13 protein-coding genes are annotated in these 19,927 nt (G+C 68.3%); 3 read left to right on the top strand and 10 right to left on the bottom strand.

What is annotated here, in order from left to right; translation table 11 throughout:
* Nucleotides 1-45: 45 nt before the first annotated feature.
* Complete coding sequence (locus WMF20_RS40425) at nt 46-1,278, bottom strand: cytochrome P450 family protein (RefSeq protein ID WP_437607064.1); 1,233 nt, start codon at nt 1,276-1,278, stop codon at nt 46-48.
* A gap of 219 nt (nt 1,279-1,497) precedes the next feature.
* Nucleotides 1,498-2,757 carry a metallophosphoesterase family protein gene (locus WMF20_RS40420; protein WP_437607063.1) on the bottom strand — a complete coding sequence of 420 codons (1,260 nt, stop codon included), beginning with the start codon at nt 2,755-2,757 and terminating at the stop codon, nt 1,498-1,500.
* A 202-nt stretch (nt 2,758-2,959) separates the two neighbouring features.
* On the opposite strand from WMF20_RS40420, the gene WMF20_RS40415 reads away from it, so the two are divergent.
* A complete protein-coding gene (locus WMF20_RS40415; protein ID WP_437607062.1) occupies nt 2,960-4,249 on the top strand; it encodes an NTP/NDP exchange transporter in 1,290 nt (429 codons plus the stop codon).
* 1,110 nt (nt 4,250-5,359) lie between these two features.
* Here the strand turns inward: WMF20_RS40415 and WMF20_RS40410 are convergent.
* Nucleotides 5,360-6,694, bottom strand: coding sequence for a sigma 54-interacting transcriptional regulator (locus WMF20_RS40410; RefSeq protein ID WP_437607061.1), 1,335 nt, complete (start codon nt 6,692-6,694; stop codon nt 5,360-5,362).
* A gap of 280 nt (nt 6,695-6,974) precedes the next feature.
* On the opposite strand from WMF20_RS40410, the gene WMF20_RS40405 reads away from it, so the two are divergent.
* Nucleotides 6,975-9,929, top strand: a complete 2,955-nt coding sequence (locus WMF20_RS40405; RefSeq protein ID WP_437607060.1) for a kelch repeat-containing protein — start codon at nt 6,975-6,977, stop codon at nt 9,927-9,929.
* 1,933 nt (nt 9,930-11,862) lie between these two features.
* Here WMF20_RS40405 and tnpC read toward each other — a convergent pair.
* Genes tnpC through tnpA form a run of 3 tightly spaced genes read right to left on the bottom strand, consistent with a single transcriptional unit; the run spans nt 11,863 to nt 14,277 of the window.
* Entirely contained in the window at nt 11,863-13,530 is a 1,668-nt protein-coding gene (tnpC, locus tag WMF20_RS40400; protein WP_437606308.1) for an IS66 family transposase, read from the bottom strand.
* Nucleotides 13,472-13,948, bottom strand: a complete 477-nt coding sequence (gene tnpB / locus WMF20_RS40395; RefSeq protein WP_437605159.1) for an IS66 family insertion sequence element accessory protein TnpB — start codon at nt 13,946-13,948, stop codon at nt 13,472-13,474. Before tnpB ends, tnpC begins: the two co-directional genes overlap by 59 nt.
* On the bottom strand, nt 13,942-14,277 hold the full coding sequence (gene tnpA / locus WMF20_RS40390; RefSeq protein WP_437606002.1) for an IS66 family insertion sequence element accessory protein TnpA: 336 nt from the start codon (nt 14,275-14,277) through the stop codon (nt 13,942-13,944). The genes tnpB and tnpA overlap by 7 nt, the downstream gene beginning before the upstream one ends.
* An 846-nt stretch (nt 14,278-15,123) precedes the next feature.
* Here tnpA and WMF20_RS40385 point away from each other — a divergent pair.
* Nucleotides 15,124-15,492, top strand: a complete 369-nt coding sequence (locus tag WMF20_RS40385; protein ID WP_437607059.1) for a hypothetical protein — start codon at nt 15,124-15,126, stop codon at nt 15,490-15,492.
* Between the two features lie 139 nt (nt 15,493-15,631).
* Here WMF20_RS40385 and WMF20_RS40380 read toward each other — a convergent pair whose 3' ends face one another.
* The 4 genes from WMF20_RS40380 to WMF20_RS40365 form a co-directional block, all read right to left on the bottom strand.
* On the bottom strand, nt 15,632-16,345 hold the full coding sequence (locus WMF20_RS40380) for a hypothetical protein (protein ID WP_437607058.1): 714 nt from the start codon (nt 16,343-16,345) through the stop codon (nt 15,632-15,634).
* Nucleotides 16,346-17,301: 956 nt separating this feature from the next.
* Nucleotides 17,302-17,427, bottom strand: coding sequence for a hypothetical protein (locus tag WMF20_RS40375; RefSeq protein WP_437607057.1), 126 nt, complete (start codon nt 17,425-17,427; stop codon nt 17,302-17,304).
* Between the two features lie 198 nt (nt 17,428-17,625).
* On the bottom strand, nt 17,626-18,543 hold the full coding sequence (locus WMF20_RS40370; protein WP_437607056.1) for a helix-turn-helix transcriptional regulator: 918 nt from the start codon (nt 18,541-18,543) through the stop codon (nt 17,626-17,628).
* A gap of 119 nt (nt 18,544-18,662) precedes the next feature.
* On the bottom strand, nt 18,663-19,772 hold the full coding sequence (locus WMF20_RS40365) for a sigma-70 family RNA polymerase sigma factor (protein ID WP_437607055.1): 1,110 nt from the start codon (nt 19,770-19,772) through the stop codon (nt 18,663-18,665).
* Between the last annotated feature and the right edge of the window lie 155 nt (nt 19,773-19,927).

Here is a 19,927-nt window from a genome sequence, read left to right as displayed (position 1 = left end):
GCCGAGAGGTCCCGGGGCGGTGGAGCGCTGTTCGTTCGCCGCCCCTCAGAACATCACGGGCACCGCCGCCGGGCCGCGGATCAGGGACCACTCGCTCCATTCGATCTCGTCCGGCGAGGTGTCGAGCTCGAGCCTCGGGAGCCTCCGGAAGAGCGTCGAGAGGGCGATAGCGGCCTCGATCCGCGCGAGCGTCGCGCCCAGGCAGAAGTGGATCCCGCTCCCGAAGGCGAGGTGCCGGTTCGGCGAGCGGCCGATGTCGAAGCGATCCGGCTCCGGAAAGTGCGCCGGATCCCGGTTCGCGGCCAGGAGCCCCGCCACGACCCCTTCTCCCGCTGGCACGCGCACGCCGAGCAGCTCGATGTCCTCGAGCGGCCAGCGGACCGTCGAGAGCTCGGCCGGGCCCTCGCAGCGCAGCGTCTCCTCGACCGCGGAGCCGATGAGCCCGGGATCCTGCTCGAGCCGCCGTCGCTCCTCGGGGTGCGAGAACAGGAGGAGCGCGCCGCTGGCGATGAGGTGCACCGTGGTCTCGTGGCCGGCGACGAGCAGCAGGAACACCGTGCTCGAGACCTCTTCTGGGCTGAGCTTGTGCTCCTGCTCCTCGGCGAGCAGGAGCTCGCTGATCAGGTCGTCGCCCGGAGCCTTGCGGCGCTCCGCGAAGAGCGCCTGGAGGTACGCCGCCAGCTCCTCCGTCGTGCGCTGCGCGCGCTCCAGGAGCACGCGATCGATCGAGGGGGCGAGGAGGATCTTGGTCCACCGGCGGAACTGGTCGCGATCCTCGAGGGGGAGGCCGAGGAGCTCGGCGATGACCGCGATGGGGAGCAGAAACGCGAAATCGGCCACGAGCTCCATGCGACGCCGGTCTACCGCCGCGTCGATGAGCTCGCCCGTGATCGCCTGGATGCGCGGGCGGAGACCCTCCATCGCCCTCGCCGAGAAGGCCCGCTGGAGGAGACCCCTGAGCCGTGTGTGATCCGGCGGATCGGCGTCGAGCATGTGCCGATCCAGCATGATCGAGCGCTGGCCGAGCGGGCGGTAACGATCGCGCACCTCGACGGGGAGCTTGCGGAAATCCCGGATCAAGCGAGGATCCTTGAGGAGCTCCACGCAGTCGTCGTAGCGCGTGGCCGTCCAGATAGGCACGTCGAGGCGAGGGTGGATGAGGCGATGCATGCGCCCCGCGGCCCGCATGCGCGCGTAGATGGAGTGCGGCTCGGCGCGGCCCCTCGGACGGAACAGCTCCGAAAAAGCGCTCTGGTCGATCGTGACTCCCCCGTCCATGACTCCCCCGTCCCGTCGCGTCCGGCTGTCCGAGGCGATGCTCGCGTGCGCGGGGCGCGTCAGGAGGAGTGCATGGTGGAGATCGGTGTGCCGTCAAGCCGCGCGGGCCGTGGTCACGCCCGGCCGGGCGGCGAGCGAGAAGAAACGCGATAAGTTGCGTAAATTATTGAACTATTCTGCCTTCGCGGCCGGCTCCGACCCAGGCCGCCGCGCCGGCGCTCACGGCGCGTCGCCGGCGCCGAGCAGCCGCGAGATCAGCGTGTGCTCCACGTCGTCGAGCGCCTCGCGCAGGTACGCCGGGTCGTCGAGGCGGATGGCGTCGTCGCCCTCGCGCGCCTCGGCGGGGAGCTTGTTCTTGAGGCTCGCGAACTCGCGCAGCAGCGAGGAGAGGCCCGCCTCGTCGTCGCGCAGCCCGCGCAGCGACCGCGTGAGCTGGCCGATGGCGTCGTCCCGCTCCTCGAGCGCGCCCACCTCGAGCGGGGCCAGCGTCCGGGAGAGCACGCGCTCGATCCAGAGCCCGCCGCCGAGGTCGTTGGCGATCGCGCGGATCTGCCCCGTCCAGCGCTCGAAGTCGGCGCGGAGCGCGGCGTGGGCCGGCGTCGCGCCGCACAGGATCACCCGCGCGGCCAGCGTGCGCCCGTCCGCCTCGGCGAGGCGCTGCTCGAGCTGCTCGCGCGTCAGATCCACGATGTCGTCGGCGCTCGCGGCCGGGGAGAGATCGACCTTGCAGGCGCACCAGCGGACCACGTCGAGGGGGCGGTGCTCGACCGAGGCGATGCGGCCCTCGTCCACCGTGACGAGGAGGGCGCCCTTCTCGCCGGTCTCGCGGGCGTGGCGGCCCTGGAGGTTGCCGGAAAAGGCGATGTACGGATCCTCCGAGAGCACCTCCCGCGTGTGCACGTGGCCGAGCGCCCAGTAGTCGTATCGCTTGCCGACGAGGGTGTTCAGGCTGCAAGGAGCGTAGTTGTCGTGGCCCTCGCGGCCGCCCAGGCAGGTGTGGAGCAGCCCGATGTTGAACAGGCCCGCCAGCGCGTCCGGGTAGCCGGCGGCGAGATCGTCGGTGACCGCCTTTGTCGCGAAGCTCTGCCCGTGGACCGCGACCCCGAGCCGCTCGAACACGACCGTCTCGGGGCTCTTCGGGTCGAGCCGGCGGGCGTTCTCGGGGAGCTCCAGGTGACGGGTGATGTGGCTCTCGGCGTCGTGGTTGCCGCTCAGGAGCACCACGTCCACCCGGGCGGCGCGCAGCCGGGAGAGCTGCGCGGCGAAGAACAGGCCCGTGCTGTAGTCCTTCCAGTCGCCGTCGTAGATGTCGCCGGCGAGGAGCAGGAGGTCGACCTCCTCGGTGAGGCAGAGGCTCACGAGGTTCTCGAGCGCGCGGCGGGTGGCCCCGCGGATCTGCTCGACCGGGGCGCCGGGGTAACGGTCGAGGCCGCGGAGGGGGCTGTCGATGTGGAGGTCGGCGGCGTGGACGAACTTCATGGGCTGCGCGGCCCGAGCTTAGCCGCTCCGCGCCGGGAGCGCTGCTCATCCGATGAGGTTCGCGCCCGCGGGCGGCCGGCGCCGGCGGGCGCCTTGACGCGCGGGGCGGGCTGTCGTGCAGTGGTCGTCCGATGCCGCGCCCGCCGCCACGCCTCACGCCGACCGCGGAGCGACGCCTCGCCGGGGGGAGGGCGTCGAACCGTTGAGCACGGCGGCCGCGCTGCTCCGGCGGGTCTGCGACGTGAAGGAAGGCGAGGTCTCCGCGCTGCTCTGGAGCTTCGCGTACTTCTTCTGCGTCCTCTGCAGCTATTATATCCTGCGGCCCGTCCGCGAGGAGATGGGCATCTCGGGCGGCATGGACAAGCTGCCCTGGCTGTTCACGGCGGTGTTCGCGACGATGCTCGCGGCCGTGCCGGCCTTCTCCGCGCTCGTGGCGCGGCTGCCGCGGCGGCGGTTCATCCCGATCGTCTATCGCTTCTTCGCGTCGAACCTCCTCGTCTTCTTCGGGCTGCTCGCGCTCGGCGCGCCGCGCGTCCCGGTGGGGAAGGTGTTCTATGTCTGGCTGAGCGTCTTCAACCTGTTCGTCGTGTCGGTGTTCTGGGGGTTCATGGCGGACGTCTGGCGCAGCGAGCAAGGCAAGCGCCTCTTCGGCGTCATCGCCGCCGGCGGCAGCGCCGGCGCGCTGGTCGGCTCGCTCGTCACGGCCGCGCAGGCGCGGCAGATCGGGACCGCGAACCTCCTCCTCCTGTCGGCGGCGCTGCTCGAGCTCGCCGTGCTCTGCGTGACGCGGCTGAACCGCCTCGCCGGCCGGCTCGCCGGCGCCGCGGCGCCGCCCGAGGCGAGCGCCGCGGAGGAGCGCATCGGCGGGGGCGCGCTCCGCGGGGTGACGCTCGTCCTCGGGTCGCCGTACCTCCTCGGGATCTGCGCGCAGACGCTCTTTTTATCGATCACCGCGACGGTGCTCTACTTCGAGCAGGCGCGGATCGTCGCCGCGGAATCGATGGATCCCGCGCGGCGGACCGCGATGTTCGCCTCCATCGATCTCACCGTGAACGTGATCACCATCGTCGTGCAGGTGCTCGTGACCGGCAGGCTCATGACGCGGGTGGGCCTCGGGGTCGCGCTCGCGGTGGTGCCGGTGGTCACGGGCGTCGGGTTCCTCGCGCTGGCGGCGCGGCCGACCCTCTCGATGATCGCCGGCTTCCAGGGGCTCCGGCGGGCGATCCACTACGCGGTGGACCGGCCGGCGCGGGAGATCCTGTTCACGGTGGTCGCGCGAGAGGAGAAGTACAAGGCGAAGAGCTTCATCGACACCGTGGCGTTCCGGGGCGGGGACGCCGCGAGCGCGTGGGCGCTGTCGGGGCTGTCGGCGCTCGGGGTGAAGGCGGCGGGGCTGTCGCTCCTGATGGTGCCGGTCGCGGGGGGGTGGGTCCTGCTGAGCCGCTACCTGGCGAGGCGGCAGGCGGAGCGCGCGCGAGGGGAGGGGGGCTGAGGGGGCGCTGGGTCCGTGCGTCGGAAATCCCGCCAGGACTCTTCTGCGGCACCGAACCGTCGCGATCCGTCACATTCGTCGGTGTTTTTGAGAGACGGGAACCCGGATCGCGCCGGTTGGAAGGGCATGGACCCAACCCGGGCCCAACCGGCGACGCTTGAGCTTGGCGAGCTCGCGCCAGCCGACCCGTCGCCTCGGGCCGCCGTGGTCGCCTCGCTCGCCAGCACCCTGAGCCGGGCCGTCGCCCTCGGCGATGAGGGCGCGGCTCGTGTCGTCCACGAGGCGCTCGGTCGGATTCTCGGCCTCACGCCGGGACCGGAGGGCTTCACAGGCAGGCGCCGGTAGCAAGACTCACGGCCGCCGGAAGGTGGCACTCACGGCCCCTCACCGCATGGCCACGCAGCAGGCGCCATCCCGCCCACGGGCCCGTCACCGCGCGCGAGCATAGGCGACGAGTTTGCCGTAGCGAACGGTCGCGATCCGTCAGATGCTCCGGAGGCTGGGGAGAGTGTGACGACGGATCGCACGCCCTCGGGAGGCATGGGCCCAACCCGGGCCAAACGGTCAAGCCCCGGACCTGGAGAGCTCGCGATGGTCTATCCGTCGTCGCGGGCGGCCGTCATCGCCTCGCCCGGTGGCACTCTGAGCCGCGCCGTCGCCCTCGGGGATGAGGTGGGACCCGCGTCGTTCACGAGGCGATTGGTCGGCTGCTCGGGCTGCCGTAGGCCACGGATGGGCGCGCAGGGTAGCGCTGGTACTCGAGCCCGCACCGTCGCGACGTCCAATTCAGGGCTCCGCCGCGGGCGGCGACGCCTCGCCGCCGTGCTCAAGTGCTGGAGTCGCTCGCGCAAGACTCCATGGCGATCCGTGGAGGTCACGCCTCTCGATCTAGACCACCCACCACCACCACCCGGCCCGCCAGGTCGTGGCGAACAGTCCGCCGTCGTAGGCGAGCTCCAGCACGAGCCCCTAGGCCACGGGCAGGGAGAGGGGCTCGTCCTTCTCCGCGATGATCAACCAGCTATCCAAGATTTAAGGGGCCTCCCTCACCAACCACCCTGATGCCCTGCACAAAGCGTAGGCCGTCTCGGCCCACGAGACCGGATTCGACTACCTGCGGCCCCGCAATCCGTGGCGTCTCATCGCCTTCTGGATAAAGCGCCGCCCGACACCGGCGAGCTCCGCGGCGCGCGAGACATTGCCGCCCACCTCCTCCAATGCCAGCTCGAGGTAGGCTTTCTCGTAGGCATCTGCCACGTGCTCTCGGCCGACGAGGAGCGGAAGGCCGAGGGTCACGCCACTCACCGTCGGTCCAGGCGCCGGCGCTTCACCTTCGCCCGAATGCTCTTCGCCGCCTAGGAAAAGGGCGTTGTCGACCTGATGCTTTAGCTCCCGAACATTGCCTGGCCACGCCCGATTGACGAGGTCTTGTATAACCGATTCGGACAGCGGCGTGGCGGGACGCGCGGCGCGCGTGTGCTCCCGCTCGAAGTGCCGGACCAGCAGCGGGATGTCATCGGGCCGCTCTCGGAGCGGCGGGATCCGAACGTTGACGACGGCGAGCCGGTAATAGAGGTCGTCACGGAAACGGCCTCGGTCGACCTCGTGCGCAAGGGCGCGCTGGGTGGCGGCGATGATGCGGACGTTGACAGGCCGCGGGGGCCTGTCATCGCCGACGCGGCGAATGCATCGGGTCTCGATCGCACGGAGGAGCTTGGGCTGCACGTCGACGGGGAGCTCGCCGATCTCGTCGAGGAACAACGTCCCGCCATCGGCTTGCTCGAACCGCCCAACGCGGAGGGCGGCGCCATTGTAAGCGCCGCGGACTTGGCCGAAGAGCTCGCCCTCGATGGCGCCTTCCGGGACGGCGGAGCAGTCAAACACGACGAAGGGACGATCGGCTCGCGGACTCGCGCGGTGGACGGCCTCGGCGGCAAGCTCCTTGCCCGTTCCGGTTTCTCCCTCGATGAGGAGGGTGGCGTCTGTCGGAGCGACGCGCTCGAGCAGTGCAAACAGCCGCCGCATCGCCACGCTCCGGCCGAGGAGCCGGCCGAAGCGGTCGCGGGCGGAGAGCGGTAGCTCAACCACGTCGCTCAGCATCCTCATGCGGAGGGTGGTTCCGCCGATCACGATCGCGGAGTCCGGACGCGCGTAGGCGTCATGAATCATCGTTCCGTCGATAGCGGTACCGTTGCGACTAACACGGTCGGTGACACGGAGGAGATGGTTATGGATACGGATGGTCAGGTGAAAGCGGCTTACCGTCGGGTCCTTCACGACCAGGTCGCAATCCGCGCCGCTGCCAATGCGCGCCTCAGGGCCCGAGAGCTCAACGATAGTGCCAGCATCGGGGCCCTGGACCACCTCGATTCGGATCTTGTTCGAGCGCAGCTTGATGGTGCGTGGTGCGCGGTCGATCGGCAATGTTCCTTCGTCGTCGTTCACATCCCGGAGTGTAGCCGATCGCGGGGAGCTGTGCCGCCGCGCGGCACGGGAGCACTGCTGCCAAGGAGCGTCCGGACGGCAGGACACGGTACGCTGCGGCGGTCATCGAATGATCTCGGGAGCAGACAACCGGAATTGAAGAGCACCCTTTCGCGAGCGGAACGGAAACTCATCACCACGAACGGCTTCGCTGCCTATGCCCTCGCCTGAGCAGAAACACGACAGAACACTTCCCGCGCCTGCGTCCGCGACAGTCTGCCCGGTCGCCGTCGGCGACGTCATGGACAAGCGTTACCGGGTCGAGCGACTGATCGGAGAAGGAACCTACGCATGGGTCTTCTCTGCACACGATACGACGGCGGATCCGCTGCGCCGAGTTGCCGTCAAGGTATTGCGCCCGGAGCACGCGGATGCGCCCGAGACTATCCAGCGCTTCCATGATCGAGAGCTCACTCTCCTGCGACGGGTCGAGCAGGTCGGCCCTAGCCCTAACGTCGTGCAGTTGCTCGAGCACGAGCTCTGTATGCATCGGGGACTCCTCTTCATTGTCCTTGAGCACATCGATGGTCCGTCGCTGCGCGAGCGGCTCAGCGAGAAGAAGCCCTTCGGGTCCGACGAGGCCGCGAAGATCGGTCGCGGCATCGCGCTCGGGCTGGCCGCGCTGCACGCCGCCGGTGTCGTTCACCGTGACCTCAAGCCGGGCAACATTATCCTGCGAAACGGTAACGTCCCGGTCATTATCGATCTCGGGATTGCCGCGTGTCCTGAGGCCGCGTCGGACCTCACCGCCACTGGAAAGACGCCGATGACGCCGCGGTATGCAGCTCCAGAGCAGCAGGCCGGCAAGCAAGTCGACGCTTCCTGCGACATCTACGCACTGGGCGTCATCCTCGAAGAGATGGCGGTGGCTGGTAAGCTCCTCGCGATTGCCCGGCGTTGCATGGCGTGGGAGCCGTCGCGGAGGCCCGGCGCCATGGAGGTTGCTGACCATCTTCATCGCTGCCTGGAGCGGGAGCCGTCGCGGAGGCCTGGCGCCATGGAGGTCCCTGCCCTGCGCGACGGGCTCCTGCGCGCACTTCAAGGCTGGCGTAACCTGGCCTCCGCTGCGGGCCGAGCGCTCGCCGCCGTTGGCGCAGCGGCGTCAAGCCCCATCTCGGATCATTCGCTCTCGATCGCCGAGACCCCGCGCTGGACACCCGCGGCATCCATGCAGTGGGGTCGCGAGGGGCACACCTCCACGCGGCTGACGAACGGAGAGGTCTTGGTGGTGGGCGGATACGATGCGAGCGCTCGAGCGTTCGTCGACTGCGCCGAGCGCTACGATCCGGTGCACGATCGATGGATCAAGGCCGGCGCGTTCGGGCCGCGGACATTGCATGCAGCGACCCTCCTCCCGGGCGGAGATGTGCTGGTGGTTGGCGGTGTCAGTCGCGGAGACTGGCTTGCCGTTGCGGCACGGTACATTCCGGAGGCCGATACATGGAGGAGCGCTGCGCCGATGAGCGCCGCACGTGCAGCGTTGACCGCGACGTGGCTTCCTGGCGTCAACCGTGTGCTCGTCGCCGGAGGACACGACGCGCGCGGTGTTCACTCGACGAGCGAGGTCTACGACCCGGCGACCGATCGCTGGACCTCCTCGGCGCGGATGAGCATCGCCCGCGCCGCGCACGCTGCGCTATGGATCCCGGGCGTGGATCGGGCGCTGGTCCTCGGCGGGATCGACGCGCGCGGATTCTCCGCGCCGAGCGTCGAACTCTACGATCCAGTGGCGAACGAGTGGGCCCACGCAGCGCCGATGTCCACCGGCCGCGATCGCTTCACGGCCACACTTCTGGCCGACGGGCGAGTGCTGGTGGCCGGCGGGATGAGCAACGGGGCGCCGCTGGCGAGCGTCGAGGTCTACGACCCGGCGGCGGAGCGGTGGACGGAGGCTGCGCCGATGCACACGGCGAGAGCCCATCACGCCGCGATGCTGCTCCTCGACGGGCGGCTTCTCGTGATGGGCGGCGCCGCGTCCGCGGACGCGGAGATCTACGACCCGGCTCAGGATCGCTGGACGGCCGTCGGCGCGCCGGCACGGCGCCGAGCGGGCCCCAGCATGACGCTGCTGGTCGACGGCCGGGCCCTCGTGGCCGGCGGCAGCGGGGCCGAAGCCTCCGCATGCGATCTGTTCGACCCTGGGTCGAGCGGGATGCAACTGCGCGCGGCCGTCGGTCCGAGGTGGACGCCTGCTGCGCCCATGTACGCCGGCCGGGCCGCTCACGCGATGACGCTGCTGTCGGACGGCCGCGTGCTCGTCGTGGGAGCTCCGCGCGACACCTCCATCAACGTTGCGGAGATCTATGAGCCAAGGGCCAACTCTTGGGCGGCTCCGGTCCTGATGACGGCGGCGCCTCCGGGCCGCGCTATGGCCAGCGTCACGCTGCTGCCGGGCACCGGTGAGGCGCTGATCGCCGGCGGCGGTCACCCGGACGGCGTCCATCGCTCGACCGAGCGCTATGACCCGGCGCGGAACGCCTTCGCGCCCGCGGCGCCGATGCGCAGCTACCGAAAGGCCCATACGGCGACTCTCCTACCGGGCGGCGAGGTGCTCGCCGTTGGCGGTTACGGCGCGGGGCTGCACGCGGACACCGAACGCTACGACCCGGTAAGAGACGTGTGGAGGGCCGCAGCGCAGATGCAGACACCGCGTCAGTTCCACGTCGCGGCCCTGCTGCCGGACGGGCGCGTGCTCGTCGCCGGCGGGATGAACGGCGCTCATACGCTGGAGCGCTCCTGCGAGTTCTACGACTCGACGGCCGATACCTGGACACCGGGTGCGCCGCTCACCTTCCCCCGCCGCGGGGGCGTAGCGATGTCGCTGCGCGACGGCCGGATCATGGTCGCGGGGGGCTATGGCGAGGCGACCGGCGAAATCGGCGCCGAGATCTACGATCCGAAGGTCGGGCGGTGGCAAACCGCGGCACCTATGCGCGCGCCGCGCTGCGGTTCCGCGGCGCTCGCGCTCACAGATGGCAAGGTGGTCGTCGCCGGCGGGCGTCGCGGCGCGTCCACCTGCCTGGACAGCGTGGAAATTTACGACCCGGACAGAGACGCCTGGATCGACGTCGCGCCGATGCGAACCAAGCGGTGCGAGGCCGCCGCGGTCCTGCTCACAGATGGTCGGATCCTCGTCACCGGCGGCTTTGACGAGGGCCGGGCGTTGTCGAGCGCCGAAATTTACGTGGTGGAGTGAGCCGCGGCTGACGGGCGCGAAATCGAAGGGAACCACGGCGCGGTGCCAGAGAGAGCCTCGCGCGGACCGGTGGAGCTTCGTGCCGACGCGCGCGTGCACGACCGTGCGTTCGTCGTTCGTCGCTAGCAGCCCGCGGTGCTGCAGTTATTGATCTTGCAGCCAGGGGGAGCTTTGACGCGGCGTCTCCTCGCGCTCTCCGACATGTCTTCTTGCAGCCGCCGAGGCCCGTGATTTCGCCGTATCCGCCCATCGTGCTCGGAGACGACTTTCTGCCCATTTTGACCACCGTGCAGTCGGCCCAAAGCTGCTTGCCGAGATTTCCAGTTTCGACCCCAATCTCTTCGCAGAACTCATCTTCCGTTCAAGCGCTGCTCTCCGAAGCAATGTCGCTCGTGTTCAGCACGCCGGTGCCTCCGGTCGTGTCCACCTCAGCCGCAGCTGCCGTGTCCGTACCGGGAGCATCGGCTCCGCAACCAATAGGCACAAGAGCGAAAATGAGACATCAAAGTGCTGATATAAACGCTTTACGATAAACCTCCTCGACGCTGGAGTGGAGCACCGTACGTGCCCCTCGCTAGTGACGAGATCCGTTGCGCCGCAGGCCCGCGCGCTGCCCCCCCGGGCATCACAGTGCGTCCATGAGGATCCAGCGTCCCGCGTGCGCGTGTGACACCGCGTCCATCAAGCCGCAGCCGCGCCAGGCAGGCCGTGGTCGCCGAGTTGAGAGGGTAAGCGCGCACTAGGATAGCGCCACACTGTGTGGACGCGACCGGGATGCCCGCGCTCTTCACGATCTCAACGTTCGCTCTTGAGCAGCGCTCCGCTGCAGCCTCGCAGCTGCGATCTGCGTAGCAGATGACGCGTCCCCGGAGCTCCGCCAGCGTCTCGATGAACGCAGTCTGGTGCGCTCGAACTCAGTTCTGCGTCCGACCAAACGCAGTGAGCGCTCCGTCCAAGCCCTTGTGTCGTGCCGTGGCACTTCGAGTGACGGCATACTGGCACAAGGTCTGCCTTATAGGCCGCCAGTTGGCCAAGACATGCCACTCATTCTCAAAGAGCGAGGCCAGGCGGTGACCGGCTGGACTCGCGGCAATTACGGGGAGTAACCATGAGTATTGAACGAACTGTCGGAGTTGCGATGTTTGCTGCTTGGGCGCTGGTGGCGGGGGCCGCAATCGGCGCAGAAGAAGTAGGGGAGCTAGAGCCAGGCGCCTCCCAGGAAATGCTGTATGTGGGCATCGATGCAGAGAGAATTCGCTATTCCTGCTCCTGCAGCGATCACGCTGGGACCTGGACGGGGACTTATGCATCTCAGGCCGAGGCGGATGCGAGCCTCAAGGTATACTGTCGCGATGAAAACAGAGACGGCGTTTACGGCAGCTGCAAGCCTTTAGGTGGTGGGCCGACCTAACACAGCGTTCCCCAAGAGCGAATTAGCGATGGCGAACCGGTGCGGTCTGGTGCGTGCGGATCGTGGACGATTTTGTATGCGTGTCTTGTGTCGTCCCTCTGGCCCCGGATCTCACAAATCGCTGCCAAAACCACATCTGCCAGTTTGGGGCCTCATGGGGCCAGCTCGGGACGCCGGGATCGGGATTGAGACGGGCTCCTTCCGATGACGGCGCGGGTCGCCGTCGTCGGCTCGCGGTCGTGCGGCAGCGTCGCTGCTCGAGCCGCCAGCGGAGCGCCCGTAACCGCCCGACAGGCGCCATCTTGTGCCGTCGCGCTCCCGCGAGCACGCTCCGCCGTTTCGCCGCTGCGAGCCGTGCGCGCGCGTTCGCAGGCGGCGAGGCCCGCGCGGAGCGGCGCCCGGCGCAGCCGCGGCCGTCCGCGGCCATACGCGACCGCGCCGCCGCAGCGCACCAGGCGGCGGCTCTCGCGCTCCCCGCGATCTGTTCGATCAGCCGCCGCCCCCCCCGGGGGGGGCCTCGGCTCACGCGTCGGTCGCCGGCGACTTGCCCCAGGCGTCGGGCAGCAGCTCGTCCAGGCGCGACAGCGGCCAGCCGGCTTGCAGCTTGCCGATGACGTCCGTGGCCCACGCCAGCGGGTCGATGCCGTTCAGCTGGCAGGAGCCGAAGACGGTATACGCACGGGCGAGGCGCTCTGCTCCCTTGTCCGAGCCGGCAAACAGGTAGTTCTTCCGGCCGATCGAGATACGCCGCAGGCTTCGCTCGGCCTCACCGTTGTCGATCTCGAATCGACCGTCGGTGAAGCAGCGCCGCCACGCCGCCTCTTGACCGAGCGCGTAGCGGGTCGCTTCGTAGAGCGGTGTCTTCGGTACGAGCCGCGGGTGCAGCTCGCGAATCCACCGATACAGCTCATCGACCGCACCGAGCGACTGCTCGTCGCGTCGCTCTTTGCGCGCATCGGGCCCCAGTCCTTCGGCCTTGCAGGCGGCCTCCACCCGGTAGATCGTCTTGAAGTACGACAGCGCGATGGCGGCGCGCGCATCGCCGCTCTTCGCCGCCTTCTCGAACTTGGCGCGGATGTGCATGCCGCAGCTGAGACGGCGCTCGTCAGGCACCACGGGGGCGCCGTCCTCGTCCTCCATCGCGTCATAGCCGGCGTAGCCGTCGCCCTGCATGTACCCGCAGAAGCCGGCGAGCATCACGGCCGGCCGCTTCGAGCTCCAGTCCGGGGCATAACGAAACGCAACCAGCTTGGTGCCATCATCGACCTGGGCCGCGAACGACCAGACATGCCCGCGCTTGACCCCGTTGGGATGATCGCGATCGAGCACGCGCAGGCCCGTGTCGTCCACATGCAGGTAGAACGCCTCGACCACCCGCTCGAAGATGCGGTCGGCGACCGGGGTGAGCACGTCGACCCCGAACGCCGCCCAGTCGCCGAGGGTCGAGGGCGACAGCGACACGCCGCTGCGCTCGTACTGCTGCGTTTGCCGGTAGAGCGGCGTCGAATCGTGGTACTTGTGCACGAGGATGTGCGCGAGCAGGCCCGGTCCCGGTCGGCCCCGATCCATGACCTTCTCGCTCGCCGCGGTGACGACGCCCTCCTCGGGGCAGGCGGGGCAGGCCAGCTTCTCGCGCTTCTCCTCGATGATCCGGAACTGGGCCGGCACGAACTCGAGGACCTCGCTGGTGCGATAGCCGATGCACTGTTTCGTCTCCCCGCACTGCTCGCAGGCGCGCTCGGCCTCAGGGACCTGGATGACGCGCTCCTCGCGCGGCAGGTCCTTGGGCAGCGGCGCGCGGCCACCGCGGCCGCGCGGAGGCTTCGGAGGATCAGGCGGCTGCGGTACGGGGCCGTCGCCCGGCTCTGTCGCTGCCGCCTCGTTCGAGGGAGCGGGCGCGGGCTCGCCGCCCTTCTGCTCCGCGTCGCCGAGCGCCGCGAGCATGAGCGACAGCTGCTCGGAGCTGACCTTCTGGCTCTTGCGGCCGTACAGCTCACGAAGCGCGTTGGCCAGCCGGACGCTCAGCGCGGTGTTGGTGTCTCGCTGCCCGACGAGCAGCTGGACGACCAGCTCGATGAGGTCCGCGATGCGCCCCTCGGCTGCCAGCTGCTCGAGCTTGCGCCGGACATCCTCAATGTCGACGGGTAGCTTGGCGGGCGGTGCGGGCGGCTCGGTCATCGGGCGCGCCATGTATCCACGGCGCGCCGGACAAACAAGGCGTTCCGTTTTCAGACGGAGTTTTCTCCGTCTCGGCCCTCGTCGGGCGCCAGCGCTTGCGCCGTGTCGCGGTCGACAGGTCCAGCCCTTCGAGCATCAGCGACAGCTCCGCGGACTCGACCTCGACGTGCGTCGCCCCTTGCGGCACGTCGCGCGCCAAGTGGAACCTTCCGCACGCCAGCTTCTTCGCCACAAGCATGTACCCAGTGCGATCCCAGAACAAAATCCGGATCTGGTCGCCTCGCCGATTCCTGAACACGAACAGATGCCCGCAGAGCGGATCGGCTCCGAAGCACTGCGCGACCAGCGCCGAAAGGCCATCGAAGCTCTTCCGCAGGTCGGTCGGCTCGGCCGCGACGTACACGCGCACCGACGGCGGCAGCGTCAGCACGGCACCTCCTCGGCAGCGAGCGCCAGCACTCGCTCGAGCGTGGCCGGGTCGAAGCCCGGCCGAACACGGACCACCCGGCCGTTGGGCAGCGCGATCTCGATCGGCTCTGCCGCCGCCGGCGATGTGTCGGCCACCACGTGCACCGGCAGAAAGCGCGGCGCCTCCACCGACGGAGGCGACGGCTGGGAGGCCACTTCAGCCCGCAGCTTCCAGCGCCACCAGTACAGCTGCTTGGCCTTGTACCCCTCGCGCCGTGCGAACTGCTCGGCGCTCAGTCCGCTCCGCTCCCATCGCTGCACCCGCTCGGCCCACTCCACTCTCGTCGCCATCGCTTCCTCCTTCGTCGCGATGGGAACAGCTAACCGGCGCCGCACGGGCGGTCACGATGGCGTTGGTCGGGCGCTTACGAGCGCCCCTCCGACGTCGCCCACGCCGCCCTGCAGCCATCACGCGCAGCGCGCGCCGAGCCCGCCGAAGGCGTCCACGCAGCGGGGCGAAGCGCCTGAAGGCGCGTAATCACGGTGCCACCCGCGCCAGGCGGCGGCGGAACTCCTCCGACGTGTCCGGTTGCGCGGCCACGGCCGGTGGGAATGGGAACCAGCAGAGTCAACGTTGCGGACGTCACGTCCCCATAACGCCTTGTACCCGGGCCGCCTCGGAGTAGCGGACCGCGCGCTAGAAATGCGACGAGCGGCGCGACGGCAGCTCGACTTGAGCGTAGTCTCGGAACGTGAGGTATGCCCGCGGGTCTTTTGAGCACAATCTCCGAGAACCGAATTGGACCATCCGTCGCGGATCTCGTGCCTTAATCTGCTCTGTGTCTCTCGACGACGCCGAGGCGCGGATCGACCGGGCGGCTCTCAGCAATTTCACGTCGCCTGCCCGCGTGCCAGCGAATTGCCGAACTTGACCTTCTCGAGATGTAGACGAGGGTGAGCACATCGCTCGTTCCGATTCTCGTCTGTCGCGCTCTGCTTGTATGCGAGTGGAATCCGAAGACGGAAGTAGTGCGCAGCTCCCCGTGCGCGCTCGGGATGTGCACCAGGCTCCCAGGGCGGCTGGTATCATCTCTGCATGATACGTTGCAAGCCGAATGATCCAGCGAGGAGAGCATGAGCGCACGCCATGCTGCTGAGCGGGCAGCGGCGATACCACAATCGCAGGGGAGTGAAGACATGCAAAACACGAATATGCTGGCTCGATTCTTTTTCGGGGTTGCGCTCGCGCTGAGTGGCTGCGTCGCCGCAGTCGACCCGGGCGCGGAGCCGGAGCGGACCTCCACTGTCTCCGACGAGATTGGCCACGAGGAAACCGTCGATCATCAGAGCGCCAGGCTGGGAAGCTCCCGGCAGCCGAGCGGCTACGTATGGTGCGCATCCGAGGGCGACTACTGTAGCTTTTCCGGAACACGTACAGTGGCCTATGGTAGGGGCGGCGTGTGGATCTACAAGTCGGCCACGGGGGGAATCGCCTGTACGAACGTGGCATTCGGCAGCGATCCGGTGTGGGGCCGAAGAAAGGACTGCTACGTGACCGCGGGCTGATCCACAGGAGGTCTGCTGCGTGCCGGCAGCGGCTTCCGCTCTGCGGGCGGAGCCGCTCGCCGGCGCTCCTCAGCGACTCATCTGGCTGGATGGGTAATTGATTCCTCACTCGCACCTGAAACCGTTCGGAAGCTTTTGGCTAGCTCCTTTTCTTTGCCTTCTTTTTGTTCTTCTCGGAGCGCTCGCGCTTAGCTCGATATTCGCTCACGAGCGAGCGAGAGTCAGCGGCGTAAAAAGTTGCAGGCTTCAAGGGGTCCACATCTTGAACCCACTTGTCGACCATGCTCATGGTCTTTGCGAGATCCGACGTTCTATCTTGTTCTTCACTAGGCGAACCTGCGTCTGGTTTGGCGAGAGTGTTGTTCTCCAAGTCCTTTGCCGCATTACTCTCGACTGCGCGCTCGATGAGCCAGCTCGTAAGCTGCGTTGTGTACAGCAGAAATTTGTGAAAAGAGTTAAACTCCGCCGACGTCATGGTGCCGAGTTTTACATGACCAACGTCGACTGAGTTTCGTAGCACCGCCAATGACGCAAAGAGCTCAACAAGCTCTTTCTTTAGACCTTGCTCCGCCAAGCTTACGCGTAGATTGTCGATGCTCCCAGAGTAAGGGTAGAGGACTTCGATGGCTTTGTGAAGATTGAGTAATCGTTCGCCGGCAAATTGCTGCGGATGCCGCGCTGCGTACCCGAGCCAGAGGGCCTGATGCAGGTATCGTTGCGCAGCGAATACACGCTCCGTGGCACCTGGGTCGATTTTTGATATGGATGTAAGAAATTGTCCGATCCGTTGGCTGCGATCGTCCGTAGCGAGCACACGGTAGAACGTACCTACAGCCTCGACTTCAAACGGCACCGCGCCAACCTCTCCAAATATGCGGTCGACGTCGACAGGCACAAGTAGGGCATTCGACAGAAAGCCAGGAAGAGAGAACGCGCAAAGGCGAACCGCGGTCGTAAGTGCGTCCTCGTCCGTCAGGGTTCCGTGTACGGTTGCGACTCGTCCACGTAGCTGGAAGCCTAGGTCAAAGAAAGGGGCAGCGGCTTCGCATGAGCTGAGTCGTCCTTGGGTGACCGACCGAATCCCCCCGTGGAGAGGGTGGCGCGTCAGTTCGATGGTAGCCCCTGGAGGTGACACGGATAATCGGCCGCTCAGGTCGTCTTCTCCGAAGAGCTCTGCAGGAGTCAATTCGGCATGCAGCTCGACGGAGGCGGGAAAATCTGGCCTTCTACGGCCGGCATATTTGACAACCAGGGGAGGAAGCTGATGGATGGGCATAACTACAGGGCTCGGGTGGATCCGTGGACACTTCGTCGGCGTAGGCCTTGCAACTCATGGGTTCGAAGGTCAGGGCGGCGTGCGATACGGTATCGTTGACCGAACAGAAGTCGTTTCAAAGACGGCGACGTGGGTATCTGACAACGAGACGACCGTCTCGTTGTCAGATACCCGAGCGGCGCGTTTGGGTCGTCGCCAAGCATGGGTATCGATTGCCATTCCCATGCTGACCACGTAAGCTCGCCGGACAAGCGAACTGACGCCGGCGGGTGCTGGTAACACCACGGGCGGCGTGGCCGAACCCCGATAACCTAGGTCCGACATGTCCGTTGTATACTTACGACCTCTGATGGGCCAAGGAACCGACCCGCCTTCAGGACGGGCCCCCCGCCCGCCCGCTTCCCCATTCTGCAGACGGGCCCGCCGGCCTACTGCAAGACGCGCAGGTGAAGCGCCCGCGGAAGGGCGCCAGGGGCGAGGCCTGGGCCGAGCCGGCATCGGTGCGCTCGCGGACCCAACGACACGGGCGGCCCTCAGCGCAGCCGCTCCCGCTCCCACCGCACCTGGTCCGCGATCGCGTCGTCCGCAGCGCGTACACCCTCGACGAACAGCTCTGCGTGGGCGGGGTTGTCTAAGTCGAGGCCGAGCCAGAGCAGCATGGCTCGGTCGCGCGGCGGCACGGAACGGAGGATCGCGGCGGCGGAGCGGGGGTAGCGGGCGGGACGCACGCTGCGAGCATACCAGACGCCGCGGGCAGGCCGTGTCGCCGCGCAGCTGGCTCGTGCCTCGCGCAAGCGTGTCCAGGCAAACGTGGTGCACCGTGGCTCGAACGCGCCACCGTCGGCAAGCGACGCGGCTCAGTCGGCTTGGATTCCTTCGGCGTAGACGCTTCCTACGCCCGGCAGAGTCGTGTTCAGGGGCGACCCCTCCATGTCCTCCCAATCGGCACCGTGAGCAGTGCTGGACCCGCCTTCATCGCGCTGTACGGGGAAGCTCGTCAGCCTGGCAGCACGCCGCTCGGGCTCGGCCCCCGAGCTTGCGCGGGCCGAGAGCGGAGACCGAAGCCGCGGCTGTGGAGGCGACGGGAGCTTGGCCCGCGGGCTCCTGGCGACCAGATCGGGGATCGCCACCACAGGCGGAGGGACATCGGGCGCGCGTTCGGGAACCACAGCTGGACCCGGCCGTGCGGAGGTCGGCGCCGGCGCGGCCGGCGCACGCGCCGAGTTCTCGCGCTTGGTGGCGGGCTCGCTGAGCTGGATCAGCTGCGTCTCCTCCGCGTCTGTTTGATAGTCGTCATGCAGACACCAGAGGAATTCCCAGTACCGAGCAGGCGTGCCCGTGAAGGCCTCCAGCTGCCTCGCGAGGACGGGCGTGATCGGGAGGTCGCTCTTCAGAAGCCGCTCCAGGTCCCTCGGAACCAGCCCGGTGCTCTCGGCCAGCTTTCGTTGCCAGCCGGGGATGGTGGCGCAGAACGTCTCGAGGACGCGGCCTGGCAACGGCACCGGGCGCGCGCGTGGGCTGGTTATCGCCGCGATGAGCGCATCCACGTGGCAGTCCAGCAGGCGCTGGTGTCGCCGCAGCTCGCGCTCGGCGTCCTCCTTCGTGTCGGCGAGGGCCGACTCCTCGTCCTCGTGCCTCTGCTCGCCGGCCGCGCGCAGCCCGCGCTCTCGGCCTAGCGCTTCGCGCGCCGTGACAGCGAAGCCGAGCGCCACACAGGCCGTCATCGCGAGGCCGAGCGGTGAAGCGAGCCACATCGCACCGAGAATGTCCTCCATTGTACGTTGCCTCCTCGTCGTGAGCGTTCGTGTCCGACGCAAGGCGGATCTCGGCCTTATGCTGCCCGAAGGCATCACCAGCGCCGCCGCCTGCTAGCTGTCGAGCGACAGCCGATGAGTCAGCGAATCCGCTTGAGCAGCGCTTCGCGCTCCAAGGCCAGCCACCCTTGCGGGAACTCCTGCTTGTGCATCTCGAGCAGCTGGCGCGCCTCGAGGTCGGCGAGGGCGGTGTGGGCGTCCAGCGCGCGGCGGGCGTCGCGGATCAGGCGCCGCTCGCGCTCGCTGACGGCGGGGTGCACGGCGCTCCTGGGCGCCGCGCTTCGGCGCACGACACGCCCGGGCACCTCGCCACGGGGGGGAGCCTTGGCCGACGCCGCGGGCCTATCCACGGCGGCCACGGCGCTAGCGTCGCCTTGCTGCCCGGATGGCTCCACCTCGCGCGCGGTTGGCGCACCGATCTCGGCGGTGGCGCTCGCGCCGCCCTCTCGGGCAGACGCGGTGACCTCCTGCGCGGCTGGCGCGGAGCCGGGCGCGCGAGCCACCGCGGGCAACAGCCAGGGTTCCAAGCTGTGCGACAGCCCGGAGATCAGCGCGCCCGTCAGGACGACGAGCGCGCCCTGTGCCAAGATCCTGAAGACCAGGCGCCGCAGCGTGGCCAGCCACGACTCGCGACGGTAGAGGCCGAGCGCCGCGGGGACGCACGCCTCTGCGTCCCGTCCCCGTGCATGCTGCTCGGCCGTATAGCGGCGCTTCTCCTCGGCGAGCTGCTCGAGCGCCCGCCGGTGCTGCGTCTTCACCGCCTCCGTCGTGAGGCCGAGCTCGCCGGCGATCTCGGCGAGCGGGATCTCCTCGAGGTCATGCTTGATCAGGAGGTGTCGATACTTCGGGTCGACCCGGTTGATCAGACGGCGCGTGAGCGCGTGCCGCTGGCTCCCGCGTACCAGCTCCTCTGAATTCGGGCACGGGGCTCGGAGCTCGCTCTCGTCGAACGATGTCAGGACCTCTCCGCGACGGCGCGCGGTCCGCACATGGTCGCGCGCCTGGTTGATGGCGATCGTGACGCGGTACGCCGCCGCGTCGCCGCCCGGCGCAATCCGCTGGTCCGCTTCCAACCCGCGCAGGAGCGCGTCTTGCGCCACGTCCTCGGCGTGGCGTGCCGGAACGCCGAGGCGCCTCGCGAGGCGCCGGAAGAGCTCGAAACTGCTGGAGATGCTCGACGGGTTGCCCACGCCGGTAGCACGTCTGAGCGATCCCCTCGGGGTCAGCAAAATGCACGGCCGCGATCACTTTGGTCGGACAATGTAGCGCAAGGTGCTACATCTCACCCGGGTCGGCTGGAAGATCGCCGACACATGGGACGGATGATTCGATTCCGCCGTGCTCC

It is taken from the genome of Sorangium sp. So ce834 (genome assembly GCF_051521425.1).
In the GTDB taxonomy this organism is placed as follows: Bacteria; Myxococcota_A; Polyangia; order Polyangiales; family Polyangiaceae; genus Sorangium; species Sorangium cellulosum_D.
The sequence above is the reverse complement of the archived record's forward strand: the minus strand, read 5'-3'. Positions and strand labels throughout refer to the sequence as shown.